Here is a 15,595-nt window from a genome sequence, read left to right as displayed (position 1 = left end):
CATGGGACCTATCTAGGTGGCTCGGCCGCCCGCCGCACTCCGGGTCTTGCTGTCAAATCCGAGACGAGCCCGCCGCCCGCCTTGACATTTCCGGCCCGAGCAGGCCGGTTCCCGCCATGACCATCCTGCCCGGACTGCCCGAACCCCTCGGCATCACTCTGACGGACGGCGGCGCGAATGTCGCGGTCTTCTCCGCCGACGCCGAACGCATCCTGCTCTGCCTGTTCGACATCGATGGTACCGAAACGCGCCTGATCTTGCCGGAGCGCTCCGGCGACGTGCATCATGGATTCATCCCCGGCCTTGCCGCCGGCCAGCTCTACGGGTTTCGTGCCGAAGGCCCCTGGCGGCCGCAGGAGGGGCTGCGCTTCAATCCGGCCAAGCTGCTGATCGACCCCTATGCCACCCGGCTGGTGCGGCCGGAAGGCCTCGCGTCGGCGATGCCGGGGCACGGCATCGAGGGCCTGGACGATCTCGTCCTCGATCCCGTCGATACCGCACCCTTCGTGCCGAAAGGCGTGATCGAGGCTCCGCTCCCTCGCGCCGCGCCGGCGCCCCGGCCGCGTCCCGCGGGCGGGCGCGTCGTCTACGAGCTGCACGTCAAGGGCTTCACCCGGCTGCATCCGGAGATCCCGGAGGCGATTCGCGGCACTTTCGCCGGCCTGGCGCACCCGGCGGCGATCCGTCATCTCGTCGAGCTGGGCATCACCACGGTGGAGCTGATGCCCGCCGCGGCCTGGCTGGACGAGCGCCATCTGCCCGGCCTCGGCCTGTCGAATTCCTGGGGCTACAACCCGATCTGCTTCCTGGCGCCGGATCCGCGCCTGGCCCCCGGCGGCATGGCCGAGGTGGCCGACGCTGTCGCCGCCCTGCACGCGGCCGGACTGGAGGTGATCCTCGACGTCGTGTTCAACCACACCGCCGAGAGCGACGAGCGCGGCCAGACCCTGTCGCTGCGCGGCCTCGACAACCGCACCTACTACCGGCTGCGCGAGGATCCGCGCTTCTATGTCAACGATACGGGCTGCGGCCACACGCTGGCGCTCGACCGGCCGGCGCCGCTGCGCCTGGTCATGGATGCGCTGCGCCATTGGGTCGAGGCCGGCGGCATCGACGGCTTCCGTTTCGACCTCGCCCCGGTGCTCGGACGCACCGCCACCGGGTTTCACCGCGATGCGCCGCTGTTCGCCGCCATCGACCAGGACCCCTTGCTGCGCGGCCGCATGATGCTGGCGGAGCCCTGGGACATCGGTCCCGGCGGTTATCGGCTCGGCGGCTTTCCCGCGGCATGGGGCGAATGGAACGACCGCTATCGCGATGATGTCAGGCGGTTCTGGCGCGGCGACGGCGCCATCGGCGCCCTGGCGACGCGACTCGCCGGTTCGCAGGACATTTTCGGCCCGTCCCGTCGCAAGCCCTCCTGCGGCGTCAATTTCGTCGCGGCCCATGACGGTTTCGCCCTGGCCGACGTGGTTGCGTTCTCCGACAAGCACAACGCGGCCAATGGCGAGGGCAACCGCGACGGCCATGCCGGAGAGGTCGCCTGGAACAACGGCGTCGAAGGCCCGAGCGCGGATCCGGGCGTCGTCGCGGCGCGCCGGCGTGACATCAAGGCGCTGCTGGCGACGCTGATGGTCTCGCGCGGCACGCCGATGCTGACCATGGGCGATGAGTTCGGCCGCAGCCAGCACGGCAACAACAACGCCTATGCCCAGGACAATGCGACGACCTGGGTCGACTGGGCCGGCCTCGATGCCGGCCTGCTCGGCTTCGCCCGCGACCTGATCGCGCTGCGCCGCAGCCTGCCGGCCCTGACCGAGGATCGCTGGCTCACCGGCGCGGCCGGGGAGGATGGCGCGCCGGACGTTGCCTGGCTCGGCCCGCAGGGGCCGGTCACCGGGACCGGCTGGAGCGACGCAGGGGCGCGGACGCTCGGCATGCTGCTTGCCCCGCAACGTGTCGAGGCAGCCCGCGTCGTGGTCTGGCTCCATGCCGGCCGCGAGCCGATCCGGGTCGTCCTGCCCGAGGCCGCTCCGTCGCGGCGTTGGCGGCTGGCGCTACGCTCCGACGGCCCGGCGCCGGCGGGCGAGGACGCCTTGTTCTCGGGCTTCGACCAGGCCGCGCTCGAAGCCCGCTCCGTCACTGTCTTCGTCGAGGAGAGCGGTCGGTCGGCGCCGCGCGGCGGGGATGTCGATCCTGCCTTTCTCGACCGGCTGGCCGAGCTCGCCGGCATCGCGCCCGACTGGTGGGAGGTTTCGGGCAGGCATACGCGCGTGTCGCCCGACACCAAGCGCGCCCTGCTCGGAGCCATGGGCCTGCCCTGCGCCACCATGGCCCAGGCCCGCGACAGCCATGAACGCCTCGCCGCCCTGTCGGCGCCGGCCGCGACGCGCCGGCGCTGCTTCGTGCCGGCCGCGCTGGCGGATGGCGGCCGGCGTTTCGGCCTGTCGGCCCAACTCTACACCCTGCGCCGCGTGGGCGACCAGGGCGTGGGCGACTTCACCACGCTGCGCCGCCTGGCGGAGGCGGCCGCGGACCGGGGCGCGGCGACGGTGGCGCTCAACCCGCTGCACGCCATGTTCCCCTCCGACCGCGACCGCGCCAGCCCGTACCAGCCGTCCGACCGGCGCTTCCTCGATCCGATCTATCTCGATCTCGACGCCGTGCCGGAGGTCGACGTCGCCCGGGACCTGCGCGTTGCGGCCGATGCAGGCGGGGAGGGCCGGCTGGTCGACTGGGCCGGCGTCTGGCGCCGCAAGCGGGCCGTGCTGGAGCGTTGCTTCGAGGCCGCGCGCAGGCGTCCGGAGCGCTGGGCCGCGGTCGAGGCCTTTCGCGCCGCGGGCGGCGAGGCGCTGGCGCGCTTCGCCCTGTTCCAGGCGCTGGAGGAAGAAGCCGGCGGCACCGCCTTCCCCGCCGATCACGGATCGTGCACGCCCGAGCGTCGGCGCGCCGCCGACTTCGCCGTCTACCTGCAGTTCCTTGCGGACGAGCAACTGGCGCGGGCGGCCGCGAGCGGCCTTCCCGTCGGCCTCTACCGCGACCTCGCCGTCGGCGCCGCGCCGGACGGCGCCGAGGTATGGAGCGCACCCGATGCCTTCATGAAGGGCGTCACCGTCGGCGCCCCGCCCGATCCCTTCTCCGCCGCCGGCCAGATCTGGAACATCCCGCCGCTCGACCCCGTCGCGCTGCAGGCGAGCGGCTATGCGCATTTCCGCGCATTGCTGCGTGCCAACATGCGCCATGCCGGGGCCTTGCGCATCGACCACGCCATGGCGCTGACCCGCCTCTTCATCGTGCCCGAGGGCGCCTGCGCCGCCGAAGGGGCCTATGTCCGCTTTCCGCTGGAAGGCATGCTCGACGTGCTGGCGGAGGAGAGCGCCCGCGCCTCCTGCCTCGTCATCGGCGAGGACCTCGGCACCGTGCCCGAAGGCTTTCGCGAGCGCATGGCGGCGGCCGACGTGTTCTCCTACCGCGTGCTGTTCTTCGAACGTGACGGCGACGTTTTCCGTCCGCCGGAGATCTATCCGGCCAAGGCGGTTGCCTGCGTCGCCACGCACGACCTGCCGACCCTGAAGGGCTGGTGGACCGGCGCAGACCTTGCCCTCGGCCGCAGCCTTGGGCGTAGCGTGCCGGAGGGTGCGGGGGCGGAACGCGAAGCCGACAAGCTCGCCCTCCGCGCCCTGGCAGGCGAGGGCGGGGACGACCTCGCCCCGGCCCTGTCCGGCGCCATCCACGGCGTCCTCGCCGCCTCGCCCGCCGCCCTGGTGCTGGCGCAGGTCGAGGACCTTGCCGGGGAGATCGAGCCGGTCAACGTGCCCGGCACCGACCGGGAGTATCCGAACTGGCGCCGGCGGCTGGACGTCGACGTGGACGGGGTGCTTCAGACCGAGGAGGCGCAGGCCGTGCTTGCCGCCATGCTGCAGGAGGGGCGGTAGCGGACGCGGCGATGACGTCGCGTCGCCAGGCGACGACGTTGCGCCAGCGGGCCGGTCCGGCCCTGGCGCTGGTCATTTGATCTTCGGAATGCTTAGCTGGGCGGGCCCTGTCTCCAGCCCGTGCTTCTGAGGCGTGTTATGTGGCGTGCTCTGGCGTCCATTCTCGTGGTCGTCGCGTCCATGATTGGCTCCATGGCCTTGGCCAGGGATCGCCCTCCAGGATACTTCGAAGCCAAGCAGGCCTTCGAGGCGCTCCCGGTCGACGATCGCCTCCAGCTTCAGATCATGTTGACCGCGGCGGGATACTGGCCGGCGGTTCCGAATGTTCAGTTTAACGGAAGGATATTCGATGCCATTTCTCAGTTCCAGGCAGAAGCCGGCTTCCAGACGACCGGATTCTTGACTTCGTTTCAAAGGGAGCGGCTCTGGGAGAAGGCGTCTCCCGCACTGTCCAACTGGGGAATGCGGAAAATTTCGCTTCCGGGACGAGGTGCGCAGATCTGGGCGCCACTCGGTCTGGGGCTGACGTCGCGGGTAACCGCGAACGGTCTGTCCTTCAGTGACGTGAACGGTCATTTCAGACTGGACTTCGAACACTACGACCACGTGACCATCAATGGCGCTTTCAACGCGTGGCTGGCGGCAATTGCCCGTGTTGGCGGCTTCGTAAAGTACAAGGTCGTAAAGACAGACTTTTACGCCATATCCGCCCAGAATGGGATGACATCGTCTTACATGCGCGGGCATGCCGACGCGTCCGGCATCACGGGATTCTTCGTCAGCTATGACAACAGCGATTCGTCACTTCGTGGCGACCGCCTGGAGGTGCTGATTTCCGCGTCGCTGTGGTCCGCGATGTCGCCGCGTGCGCCCTCCCTGTCTCTGCCCCGCGTCGCCGACCCTGCCCTGTCCGCCCCGCCCGCTCCGAGTCCGGTTTCGGGCGAACCTTCGCCGCCAGCTTCCAAGCCAGCTCCCACGTCATCGTCCGGGACGGCGTTCTTCGTCAGCAATGACGGGCATCTTCTCACCAATGCCCATGTGGTGGATGACTGCAGGACGGTCAGTGTCGCTGGCCCCGGCGGCCTCGTCCCGGTTCGCATGCTTGCCCGCGACACCACAAACGATCTTGCCCTGTTGAAGTCCGATCTCAAGGCTCCCCGGGTTGCACAGTTTCGGGCCGGCCTTCGTCTCGGGGAGGCTGTCGCGGCGTTCGGCTATCCGTTGACTGGCATGCTGTCGACGTCGGGCAATTTCACGCTCGGCAACATCACCGCCCTGTCCGGATTGGGGGATGACACGCGGTTCGTGCAGATCTCTGCCTCGGTCCAGCCGGGCAACTCCGGCGGGCCGCTGGTCGATGCCAGCGGCAATCTTGTCGGTGTGGTTTCGTCAAAGCTAAACGCGCTGAAAGTCATGCTCGCGACGGACGGCGACATACCGCAGAACGTCAATTTTGCGATCAAGGGATCCGCCGCCATGACCTTCCTGGAGAGCAATGGTGTAGCGTTCCAGACCGGCACGGCGGGGCCTGCCCTGGCTCCCGCTGATCTCGCCGATGTTGCGAAAGCCTTGGGAATATTTGTGAAATGCAGCCGGAATTGAGCGGGCGGCTCCAGATGAGATGGGCAGACGCGATGGCATGGGCGTTGGGAGCCGTGGCCGCGTTCAGCTTCGCCAGCCCCGCCCATGCCGAGGCCCGCCCGGCGAACACGCTCAAGGAGATGTGGGCGGCGCTGGAATCCTGCCTCGGCGAGACGCGCGGCCTGGAGGGCTCGGAGATCACCCTGGTGTTCAGCCTTCGGCGCGACGGCTCGCTGATCGGCAAGCCGCGCATCAGCTATTCGAAGCTGCCCGACGACGTCGAGGCCCAGAAGCAGCTCGTCGGCAGCGTGGCGCTGGCCCTCAGCCGGTGCCTGCCCCTGCCGATCACCGACGGGCTGGGCGGCGCCATCGCCGGCCGGCCGCTGTCGATCCGCCTGGTGATCCCCAGGCGCGAGACGGGGGCCTGAGCGCCGACTACTCCGTAACGTAGGGGCGGTAGTGCTCGGGGGTCTCGTCGAGCAGGTCGAAGGCCCGGTCCATGTGATAGGCGAGCCTGGTCGATGCGAGCGCAGCGTCGCCCGCATCGAGCGCATCGAGGACGGCGAGGTGCTCCACCACCACCACCGGCAGGCGGTCCGGATTGCCCGACAGCCGGGTGAAGCGCCCGAGCTTGGTCTTGGCTGCCAGGATCGTGCTCCAGACGCCTTCGCGCTCGGCGAACACCGAGAAGGCATGGTGCAGCCGTTCGTCCTCGCGATGGAATAGCTCGATGTCGCCTGCGGCGATCGCCGCCTCCTGCGCCGAGACGATCCGGCGCGCCGCCTCGCTCTTGGCCGGCGTCCACAGGCGGGCGGCGTCGGCGAGCACGGCCAGTTCGAGGTGGCGGCGGACGAAATGGCTGTCGCGGATGCTGGACAGGCGGATCGGCGCGACGAAACTGCCCTGCTGGGGGTAGACGTCGATCAGGCCTTCCTCGGCCAGGCGCACCACCGCCGAGCGCACCGGCGTGCGCGACACGCCGAAATGGCGGCACATGCGGTTCTCGCTGATCGAAGTGCCGGGCAGCAGGCGGACGCTGACGATCGCTTCCCTGAGCGCGTCGAAGACCTGGTCGGCCACGGGGCTCCGGCGGTCGAGCTTGAAGTCGATCTGCAGGGCGTCTTCGGTTTCGGTCTGCGGCAACGTCGGCGCGTCCATGCGCACAGCTTTCGTTCCCTCTCTCCGCCGGCTCGGAAGCGGCGTGCCGGCAGGAAAGCCGATTGTGTTCCAGGGGCTTGTATACTAGGGTCCAGGCACCCCGTGCAAGCCGAGACTGCGCGAGCGGACGGCCCGGGCAAGACAAGACTGCTGGAGGAGACGAACGCATGCCTCGCTATGGCGAACTCATCATCGCCGCCGCCGCCCTGTTCGTGAGCGGCGCGGCGCAAGCGGCCGACGACACCAAGGTCGCCCTCGTTCCCGGCGGCCCGCATCCCTATTTCGCCGCCTGGGAGAAGGCCGGGCAGGATGCGGCCAAGGAGTTCAAGCTCGGCGCCGCCGACTACAAGGTCCCGCAGAAATGGGAGCTCAGCCAGCAGAACGAGCTGCTCGAGAGCCTCGTCACCCAGGGCTACAATGCTTTCCTGATCTTCCCGGGCGATCCCGTCGGTTCGGTCTCGACCGTGGCCGAGCTGGCCGACACCGGCGCCCCGGTGCTGGCCGTGGCGGGCTGTCTGAAGGACCCGTCCAAGGCCGCCTTCTGCCTTGGCACCGACACCGGCAACTCCGCCTATCTCGGCACCAAGGAGCTCCTGAAGGCGCTCGGCGGCGGCAAGAAGCGCATCGCTCATTTCACCGGCTTCCTGGTCGACCCGAACACGCAGCTGCGCATCGATGCGGTCGAGAAGGCGGCGAAGGAAGGCGGGGCCGAGGTCGTCCAGGTCATCGCCGACATCGACGCGCCGGAGCCGGCGGAGGAGAAGATCAACGCCTATCTCGCCGCCCATGCCGGCGAGGTCGACGGCATCGTCACCACGGCCTGGGTGCCGGCCGTCGTCGCCTCCAACGCCCTGCGCAAGATCGGCGACAAGCGCATCAAGATGGTCGGCATCGACCATGACGAGGTCGTGCTCAAGGCGATCAAGGACGGCTTCGTCACCGGCACCATGCTGCAGAACCCCTATGGCCAGGGCTATATCGGCTCCTGGGCGGTGGACCGGCTGCGCAACGGCTGCACCGTCAAGGCCGACGCGCCGTTCAAGTCCAACGCGCTGACGGCGAAGTTCATCGATTCCGGCACCGTCTTCGTCGACGCGGCCCAGGTCGACAACTACGTCTCGGCCATGCAGGGCATCACCAAGGAACTCTTCGCCACCTTCGAGAAGACCTATTTCGACTGCAAGTGACCGTAGCCGGGGCTAGCCCCGACCGGCGGAGCGGGATCGCCGTATCCTCATGCTCCGCCGGCCGCAGGTCCGTCGATGCACGCCGATGACATCCCCATGACCAGCTCCGCCAGTCCGAGAACCGCCAAGCCCGCATCTCCGGCCGGTATGCGGTTCTATCTCACCAACGAGTTCGGGCTTCTCGTCCTGATCGTGCTGTTCGCCACCGTCTTCGGCGCGCTGACCCAGGGCTTCCTGTCGAGCTTCAACCTGTTCACGCTCGGCCGCGTCGCCGCGGTGAATGTGATGATCGGCTTCTCGATGATGGTCGTCATCGTCACCGGCGGGCTCAACCTGGCGGTCGGGGCCATCGGCGTGTGCGCCGCCATGGCCTGCGGCTGGCTGATCGAGGTGGCCGGCCTGCCCTGGCCGCTTGCCGTGATCGGCGCGCTGGCGCTCGGGGCGGGGCTCGGCTTCCTCAACGGTTTCGCCGTCGTCCGCACCGGCCTGCACAGCTTCATCATCACGCTCGCCAGCATGAGCATCTTCTTCGGCGTGATGATCTTCCTGACCCGGGCCCAGTCCTTCCGCGCCTTGCCGCCGTCGTTCTCCGAGTTCGGCCGCACCCGTCTGATCGGCGCAGTCTCGCCGCTGCTCGTGGTGGCGATCCTCGTCGGCCTCGCCCTGATCGTCATGTACCGCTACACCGCGCTCGGCCGCGAGATGCTGGCCGCCGGCGCCAAGCCGCAGGCCGCCGAGCTATCGGGCGTGCGGGTCGGCCGCATCTTCATCGTCTGCCACATGCTGTCGGGCGGCCTGGCGGCGCTCACGGCGCTGCTTGTCGTCGCGCGCAACGGCGCTGCCATCCCCTCCATGGCCGGCCAGCTCGGCCAGGACTGGCTGCTGCCGGCCTTCCTGGGACCGGTGCTCGGCGGCACGCTGCTCAGCGGCGGCCGGGTCTCGGTGGTCGGCACCTTCCTCGGCGCCGTTCTGGTGACCATGCTCACCAACGGGCTGCTGCTGCTCAAGGTCGGCGAGTTCTGGGTGCAGGCCTGCCTGGGCGCGGTGCTGCTGATCGCCGTGCTGATCGACAAGGGCCGCCGGTCCTTCCTGGCCCATCGGAGGATCGCGTGATGCAGTCCATCCTCCGCAGCGAATGGTTCGGGCCGCTGGCGGTGCTGGCCGTGGCCGTGGTGGGGATCGGCGCCTTCAACCCCTCCTTCCTCTCGCCGCTGAACATCCAGGTGCTGCTGCTGGCGATCTCGATCAACATGCTGATCGCCTTCTCGCAGATGATCATTATCGCCATCGGCCAGATGAACCTGGCCGTCGGCGCCATCGGCGGCCTGGTCGCGATCAGCTTCGCCGGCATGATGCAGGTCTGGGGCCTGCCGGCGCCGCTCGCGGCCGCCGCCGCGCTCGGCATCGGCCTCGTCGCCGGCCTCGTCAACGGCTGCTTCATCGCCTGGACCGGCATCTCCGCCTTCGTTATCACCCTGGCGACCCTGTCGGTGTTCAAGGGGCTGAACCTCGCGATCACCAAGGCGCAGCCCTTCTACGGCGTGCCCGACGGCGTCAAGGCTTTCGGCGCCACCACGATCGTCGGGCCGCTGCCCTGGCTGGTGCTGCCGGCGGCCATTGTCTTCGTCCTCACCTGGTACCTGCTCAACCGGCTGCCGCTCGGCCGCCAGATCCTCGCCGTCGGCGGCAATCCGCATGCGGCCGAGCTGTCGGGCATCTCGGTGCCGGGCACCGTGATCACCGCCCATGCCATCTCCGGCGTGCTGGCGGCGCTCGCGGGCATCGCCCTGGTGGCGCGGCTGCAGATCGGCCAGCCGACCATCGGCGACGACTGGCTGATCCTCTCCTTCGCCGCGCCGGTGATCGGCGGAGCGGCGCTGTCGGGCGGCCATGTCAGCGCCGGGGCCACGGTGATCGGCGTGGCGATCGTCGCCGTCATCACCCAGGCGCTGGTGCTGTTCCACATCGACCCCTTCCTGGTGCAGGTCGTGCTCGGCGCCCTGATCCTGTGGGCGGTCGGGGTCAACCGCTGGCGCGAGGTGCGGCTGGCCCGCATGTCCGGGAGCCTCTGACCATGGCCGAATCCCTGTTCGAGGCGCGCGGCGTCGCCAAGTTCTTCCCGGGCGTGAAAGCCCTGGAGAACGTCTCGCTCACCCTCGCCAAGGGCTCGATCCATGCCCTGCTCGGCGAGAACGGCGCCGGCAAGTCGACCCTGATCAAGATGATCACCGGCGTGCACCGGCCCGACGAGGGCGAGCTTTCCCTCGACGGCAAGCCGCTCGTGCTGGCGAGCCCCCGCCATGCCATGGCGATGGGCATCGGCGTCGTCCATCAGGAGCGCAACCTGATCCCGCGCTTCTCGGTCGGCGAGAACATCATGCTCGAACAGCTCGGCGGCCATCCGCTGCGGCCGATCGACTATGCCAGCGTCAATGCGCAGGCCAGGCGCTGGCTCGACGTGCTGGGCCTCGACGTCGACCCCGCCACGCCGGTCTCCCGCCTCAGCGTCGCCAAGATGCAGCTGGTCGAGATCGCCAAGGCGCTGTCGCTGCGCTCGCGCGTGCTGCTGCTCGACGAGCCGACGGCCTCGCTGACGCCGCACGAGACCGTGGCTCTGTTCGCGCTGCTCAGGAAGCTGCGCGACGAGGGCGTCGGCATGCTGTTCGTCAGCCACAAGCTGGAGGAGGTGCAGGAGATCTGCGACGCGGTCACCGTGCTGCGCGACGGCCGCAACGCCTGCGAGAGCCGGCCGATGGCCGGCCTCGGCCGCCAGGACCTGGTGCGCCTGATGATCGGCCGCAGCGAGCAGATCCCGGACTGGCCGGAGCGCGACCGCAGCGGCGCCGAGCCGGCGCTGGAGCTGCGGAAGGTGGCGACCCCGCTCGGCCATCGGGACATCGACCTGACCGTGCGCCGCGGCGAGATCGTCGGGCTCTACGGGCTGGTCGGCGCCGGCCGCACCGAACTCGCCAAATCGATCATGGGCCTGTTCCCGGCGACCTCGGGCAGCATCCTGGTCGACGGCAAGCCGGTGACGATCGCCAGCGTCGCGGACGCCATCCACACCCACCGCATCGGCTATGTCAGCGAGGACCGCAAGCAGGAGGGGCTGATCCTGATGCATTCGGTGCTCGACAATGCCGGCATCGCCATCTGGCGCCGCATCGCCCGCCGGGCCGGCCTGATCACCGACCAGGCCGTGCGCGCCGTGGCCGAGCCCTTCATCCGCAAGCTGGAAGTGCGCACGCCCTCGCTCGACCAGCTCGTCGGCAACCTCTCCGGCGGCAACCAGCAGAAGATCAGCGTGGCGAAATGGCTGGCGGCCGGCGTCCGCCTGCTCATCGTCGACGAGCCCTCCGTCGGCATCGACATCAAGACCAAGGCCTACCTGCACGAATTGCTGCGCGATCTCTCCGAGAGCGGCACCGCCATCCTGCTGATCACGAGCGACATGCCGGAGATGATCGCTCTTGCCGATCGCATCGTCGTCATGAACGACTACCGTCTCGAAGGCGAGATCCGCAACACCCGCGACTATCAGGCGATGAGCGAGGGGATCATGAACCTGATCCACCGCGTCGAGGCGGCATAAGGGGGGCCGGCGAGGCCCTCGTCCGGCGCCACATTATCGTCCTGACGGTCGCGGCCCCTTGCCCTCGGCTTCCGGCCTCGCCATGCTGCGCGCCGACAAGAAGCGGCCCAAGGGAGCGCCATGCCCACCTACGTCCTCGCCATCGACCAGGGCACGACGTCGTCTCGCGCCATCCTGTTCCGGCCCGACCTGACGGTCGCCGCCTCGGCCCAGCAGGAGTTCGCGCAGCATTTCCCGGCTTCGGGCTGGGTCGAGCACGAACCGGAGGACATCTGGGATTCGGTGGTGGCGGTCTGCCGGGCCGCCATGGCGAAGGTCGGCGCCGGCGCCGGAGACATTGCCGCGATCGGCATCACCAATCAGCGCGAGACCACGCTGGTCTGGGACCGCGGGACCGGCAAGGCGATTCATCGGGCCATCGTCTGGCAGGACCGGCGCACCGCCGACATCTGCGCCGGTCTCAAGCAGGCCGGCCAGGAGCCCGGGGTGAGTGCGCGGACCGGGCTGCTGCTCGATCCCTATTTCTCCGGTACCAAGGCGGCCTGGATCCTCGACCATGTCGACGGCGCCCGCGCCCGGGCCGAGGCGGGGGAACTCGCCTTCGGCACCGTCGACACCTATCTCCTCTGGCGGCTGACCGGCGGCAAGGTGCATGCGACGGACGCCACCAACGCCTCGCGCACGCTGCTCTACGACATCCATGAGGGGCGTTGGCGTGACACGCTGCTGCATCTCTTCCGCGTGCCGCGCTCCATCCTGCCGGAGGTCAGGGATTCCTCCGCCGACTTCGGCGAGACCGTGCCGGAACTCTTCGGCGGCCGGATTCCGATCTGCGGCATCGCCGGCGACCAGCAGGCCGCGACGGTCGGCCAGGCCTGCTTCGCGCCCGGCATGATGAAGTCGACCTACGGCACCGGCTGCTTCGCCCTGCTCAACACCGGCGCGGAGGCGGTGGCCTCGAAGAACCGGCTGCTCACCACCATCGCCTACCAGATCGACGGCAAGCCGACCTATGCGCTGGAGGGCTCGATCTTCATCGCCGGCGCCGCCGTGCAGTGGCTGCGCGACGGTCTCGGCATCATCGGCAACGCTGCGGAGACCGGGCCGCTGGCCGACGCGGCCGACCCGGGCCAGAACGTTTATCTCGTTCCGGCCTTCACCGGCCTCGGCGCGCCCTACTGGGACGCGGAGTGCCGCGGGGCGCTCTACGGCCTGACGCGCGGCACCGGCCGGGCCGAGTTCGCGCGGGCGGCGCTGGAGGCGGTCTGCTACCAGACGCGCGACCTCCTGGAGGCCATGCGCGGCGACTGGGGCGAGGCGCGCGAGACCGTGCTGCGCGTCGACGGCGGCATGGTCGCCTCCGACTGGACCATGCAGTGCCTGGCGGATATCCTCGCCGCCCCGGTCGACCGGCCGAAGGTGCGGGAGACGACGGCCGTTGGGGCGGCCTATCTCGCCGGACTGCGGGCGGGCATCTATCCCGGGCTGGAGGAGTTCGCGCGCGGCTGGGCCCTGGATCGCCGCTTTGCGCCTCGGCTCGACGCCGCCGCGCGCGAGGCCAAATATGCCGGATGGAAGGATGCCGTGCGGCGGACGCTGACCGCCGGGTGACCGGCGCGGGGCCGGTGGCCGTTCCGGCCGTGCCGCCCCGCTGCGACTTCGACATTCCCCGGAAGATGGAAGGACTTGCCATGACAAACCGCGTGTTCGGCTCCTATGACGGCATCGATATCATCGAGGCCGCCATCCGCTCGGAAGCCGGAGCGGAGGCCAGGATTATCACCTGGGGCGGTGCGGTGCGCGACCTGATCGTGCCGGCCAAGGCCGGACCGCAGCGCGTCGTGCTCGGCTTCGAGGAGTTCGACCACTACCGCTACCACTCGCCGCATTTCGGCTCGAACCCCGGCCGCTTCGCCAACCGCATCGCCAATGGCCGCTTCACGCTCGACGGCGTCCTCTACGAGCTCGACCGCAAGAACAACAGCCCGCACACCCTGCATGGCGGCACCCACGGGTTCGGCGTTCGCCCCTGGTCGATCGTGTCGCAGGACAGCCGGTCCGTGACGCTCGCCCTGGTCTCCGAGGACGGCGACATGGGCTTTCCCGGCCGCCTCCTCGCCACCTGCCGCTACACCCTGCTGGAGCCGGCGACGCTCAGGGTCGAGTACAGCGCCGTCACCGACAAGCCGACGCCGGTCAACCTGGCGCATCATTCCTACTTCAACCTCGACGGTTCGCCCGACATCCTCGACCATCACCTGTCGATCGCCGCCGATTTCTACACGCCGACCGATGCCGACCTGATCCCGACCGGCGAGATCCGGGCCGTCGAGGGCACGCCCTACGACTTCCGCGCCGACCGCCCGATCCGGCTCGACGTCGACGGCCAGCAGATGCATTACGACACCAACTTCGTGCTGCGCAGCGCGCGCCAGCTCGGCCATGCCGCCACTGCCTGGTCGCCGAAGAGCGGCGTCACGCTCGAAGCCTGGACGACCGAGCCCGGCGTGCAGCTTTACGATGCGGCCAAGCTCAACCCGCCGGTGCCGGGCCTCGGCGGCGTGCAGTACGGCCCCTATGGCGGCTTCTGCCTGGAGGCGCAGCTCTTCCCCGACGCGCCCAACAAGCCGCATTTCCCGTCTTCGATCCTGCGGCCGGGCGAGGTCTACCGGCAGACGACGGAGTATCGGTTCGGGCGCGGCTGATCGCCGGCATCCACGCGGCCGGCCATCAGCCGGCGCAAGCCTGCCTTAACACCCGCCTGCCATCCTTGCCGCCGGTTCCATCGGCCTCGGAGGTGGCATGATCGTCGGGCGTCGTTCTCTCCTCGCTGCCGGAGCGGGGAGCCTGGCTGTGGCTGCTGCGACGCCGGTCCGGGCCGCGAGCCTCGGCCTGAAGCCGGGCGGCGGCGACCAGAGCGCCGCCTTCGCCCGGGCCGTGGCCTCCGCCGCTGCCGCCGGCCGGGCGCTGGCGCTCGATCCCGGCACCTATCGCATCGCGCGCGTCGCCCTGCCTTCGGGGGCGCGCATCGCCGGCGAGCCAGGCGCGACCCGGCTCCTGGCCGCCGGGCCCGGCCCGATCCTGCGCGGCGAAGGCGGCAAGTCCGTCGCCCTGTCGGGCCTCGCCTTGGACGGCGGCCGGGCGGCGATGGAGGCCGGGGAGGGGCTGCTCACCCTTGCCGGCGTCGCAGCCGTGGACATCCGCGACTGCCGCTTCCAGGCGACGCCCGGCACCGGCGTCGTCCTGCAGCGTTGCGGCGGGCTGGTCGAGGCCTGCGTGGTCGAGGATGCGCGGACAGCCCTGTTCGCCAACGACTCCACCGGCCTGCGCATCGCCGCCAACCTCGTGCGCAACTGCGGCGACAACGGCATCCTCGTGCACCGCAGCGAGAAGGGCTATGACGGCACGCTGGTCGTGCACAACCGCATCGAGAGCATCCGCGCCGACGACGGCGGGCTCGGCTGGAACGGCAACGGCATCAACGTCTATCGGGCCGGCCATGTGGTGGTGGCGCAAAATGTCATCCGGGACTGCGCCTTCAGCTTCATTCGCGCCAATTCCGGCGATGCCGTGCAGATCCTCGGCAATTCCTGCGACAGCGCCGGCGAGACCGGCATCTACAGCGAATTCTCGTTCGAGGGTGCGGTGATTGCCCAGAACGTGGTCGAAAGGGCCGCCAACGGCATTTCGGTGGTCAATTTCGACAGGGGCGGCCGCCTCGCCACGGTGCAGGGCAACATCGTCCGCAGCGCCTTTCGCCGCATCCTGCCCGAGGGCGGGCGCGAGAGCTACGGCTCCGGCATCGCCATCGAGGCGGACGCGACCGCGACCGGCAATGTCGTCGAAGCCTGCCCGACCGCCGGCTTTTCCCTCGGCTACGGCAATTTCCTGCGCGACGTCGTGCTGAGCGGCAATGTCGCCCGGCAATGCGGCATGGGGGTCCGCATCACGGTGGCGGAGGCGGCGCGCAACGCCCTCGTCACCGGCAATGTCTTTTCCGGCTGCGTCGACGGTGCCGTGGTCGGCTACGAGTGGGAGCGCAGGGCCACCGGCGACCTGGCGGTCGAGGGCACGGGCGCCTTTCCCGGCATCACCGTCGCCGGCAACAGCGTGCGCTGAAACGGCGGTCGTCGGACTGTCGC

At 69.6% G+C, this 15,595-nt stretch carries 11 protein-coding genes; 10 read left to right on the top strand and 1 reads right to left on the bottom strand.

Going from position 1 to position 15,595, the window contains the following annotated elements:
• The first annotated feature begins 116 nt into the window (after positions 1-116).
• From glgX to AC27L4_RS28560, 3 genes are all read left to right on the top strand, one after another.
• On the top strand, positions 117-3,935 hold the full coding sequence (glgX, locus tag AC27L4_RS28570; protein ID WP_487146010.1) for a glycogen debranching protein GlgX: 3,819 nt from the start codon (positions 117-119) through the stop codon (positions 3,933-3,935).
• A 138-nt stretch (positions 3,936-4,073) separates the two neighbouring features.
• Positions 4,074-5,537, top strand: coding sequence for a trypsin-like peptidase domain-containing protein (locus AC27L4_RS28565; RefSeq protein WP_487146009.1), 1,464 nt, complete (start codon positions 4,074-4,076; stop codon positions 5,535-5,537).
• 53 nt (positions 5,538-5,590) lie between these two features.
• Positions 5,591-5,944, top strand: a complete 354-nt coding sequence (locus AC27L4_RS28560) for a hypothetical protein (protein WP_487146008.1) — start codon at positions 5,591-5,593, stop codon at positions 5,942-5,944.
• Between the two features lie 7 nt (positions 5,945-5,951).
• Here the strand turns inward: AC27L4_RS28560 and AC27L4_RS28555 are convergent, their stop codons facing one another.
• The gene (locus AC27L4_RS28555) at positions 5,952-6,674 is read right to left on the bottom strand and encodes a GntR family transcriptional regulator (RefSeq protein WP_487146007.1); all 723 of its coding nucleotides are present in this window, start codon (positions 6,672-6,674) and stop codon (positions 5,952-5,954) included.
• A 167-nt stretch (positions 6,675-6,841) separates the two neighbouring features.
• Between AC27L4_RS28555 and AC27L4_RS28550 the strand changes: the two genes are divergently transcribed.
• The 7 genes from AC27L4_RS28550 to AC27L4_RS28520 all read left to right on the top strand — a co-directional run bounded on the left by AC27L4_RS28550 (position 6,842) and on the right by AC27L4_RS28520 (position 15,572).
• Positions 6,842-7,861 (top strand): sugar ABC transporter substrate-binding protein, encoded by a 1,020-nt coding sequence (locus AC27L4_RS28550; RefSeq protein ID WP_487146006.1) that lies wholly within the window; start codon positions 6,842-6,844, stop codon positions 7,859-7,861.
• 96 nt (positions 7,862-7,957) lie between these two features.
• Complete coding sequence (locus AC27L4_RS28545; RefSeq protein ID WP_487146005.1) at positions 7,958-8,974, top strand: ABC transporter permease; 1,017 nt, start codon at positions 7,958-7,960, stop codon at positions 8,972-8,974.
• Positions 8,974-9,933: an ABC transporter permease gene (locus tag AC27L4_RS28540; RefSeq protein WP_487146004.1), complete on the top strand. Its 960-nt coding sequence runs from the start codon at positions 8,974-8,976 to the stop codon at positions 9,931-9,933. The genes AC27L4_RS28545 and AC27L4_RS28540 overlap by 1 nt, the downstream gene beginning before the upstream one ends.
• A gap of 2 nt (positions 9,934-9,935) precedes the next feature.
• A complete protein-coding gene (locus AC27L4_RS28535) occupies positions 9,936-11,453 on the top strand; it encodes a sugar ABC transporter ATP-binding protein (protein WP_487146003.1) in 1,518 nt (505 codons plus the stop codon).
• A 120-nt stretch (positions 11,454-11,573) separates the two neighbouring features.
• Complete coding sequence (gene glpK, locus AC27L4_RS28530) at positions 11,574-13,064, top strand: glycerol kinase GlpK (RefSeq protein ID WP_487146002.1); 1,491 nt, start codon at positions 11,574-11,576, stop codon at positions 13,062-13,064.
• A gap of 80 nt (positions 13,065-13,144) precedes the next feature.
• Positions 13,145-14,158: an aldose epimerase family protein gene (locus tag AC27L4_RS28525; protein ID WP_487146001.1), complete on the top strand. Its 1,014-nt coding sequence runs from the start codon at positions 13,145-13,147 to the stop codon at positions 14,156-14,158.
• Positions 14,159-14,306: 148 nt separating this feature from the next.
• Entirely contained in the window at positions 14,307-15,572 is a 1,266-nt protein-coding gene (locus AC27L4_RS28520; protein ID WP_487146000.1) for a TIGR03808 family TAT-translocated repetitive protein, read from the top strand.
• Positions 15,573-15,595 lie beyond the last annotated feature (23 nt).

It is taken from the genome of Labrys sp. Lb11, from assembly GCF_057554225.1.
The sequence above is the reverse complement of the archived record's forward strand: the minus strand, read 5'-3'. Positions and strand labels throughout refer to the sequence as shown.

Bases quoted from the DNA above. Each gene is read 5' to 3' on its own strand.
- glgX (WP_487146010.1), top strand. From the start codon at position 117: ATGACCATCCTGCCCGGACTGCCCGAACCCCTCGGCATCACTCTGACG.
- AC27L4_RS28565 (WP_487146009.1), top strand. From the start codon at position 4,074: ATGTGGCGTGCTCTGGCGTCCATTCTCGTGGTCGTCGCGTCCATGATT.
- AC27L4_RS28555 (WP_487146007.1), bottom strand. From the start codon at position 6,674: ATGGACGCGCCGACGTTGCCGCAGACCGAAACCGAAGACGCCCTGCAG.
- AC27L4_RS28550 (WP_487146006.1), top strand. From the start codon at position 6,842: ATGCCTCGCTATGGCGAACTCATCATCGCCGCCGCCGCCCTGTTCGTG.
- AC27L4_RS28545 (WP_487146005.1), top strand. From the start codon at position 7,958: ATGACCAGCTCCGCCAGTCCGAGAACCGCCAAGCCCGCATCTCCGGCC.
- AC27L4_RS28540 (WP_487146004.1), top strand. From the start codon at position 8,974: ATGCAGTCCATCCTCCGCAGCGAATGGTTCGGGCCGCTGGCGGTGCTG.
- AC27L4_RS28535 (WP_487146003.1), top strand. From the start codon at position 9,936: ATGGCCGAATCCCTGTTCGAGGCGCGCGGCGTCGCCAAGTTCTTCCCG.
- glpK (WP_487146002.1), top strand. From the start codon at position 11,574: ATGCCCACCTACGTCCTCGCCATCGACCAGGGCACGACGTCGTCTCGC.
- AC27L4_RS28525 (WP_487146001.1), top strand. From the start codon at position 13,145: ATGACAAACCGCGTGTTCGGCTCCTATGACGGCATCGATATCATCGAG.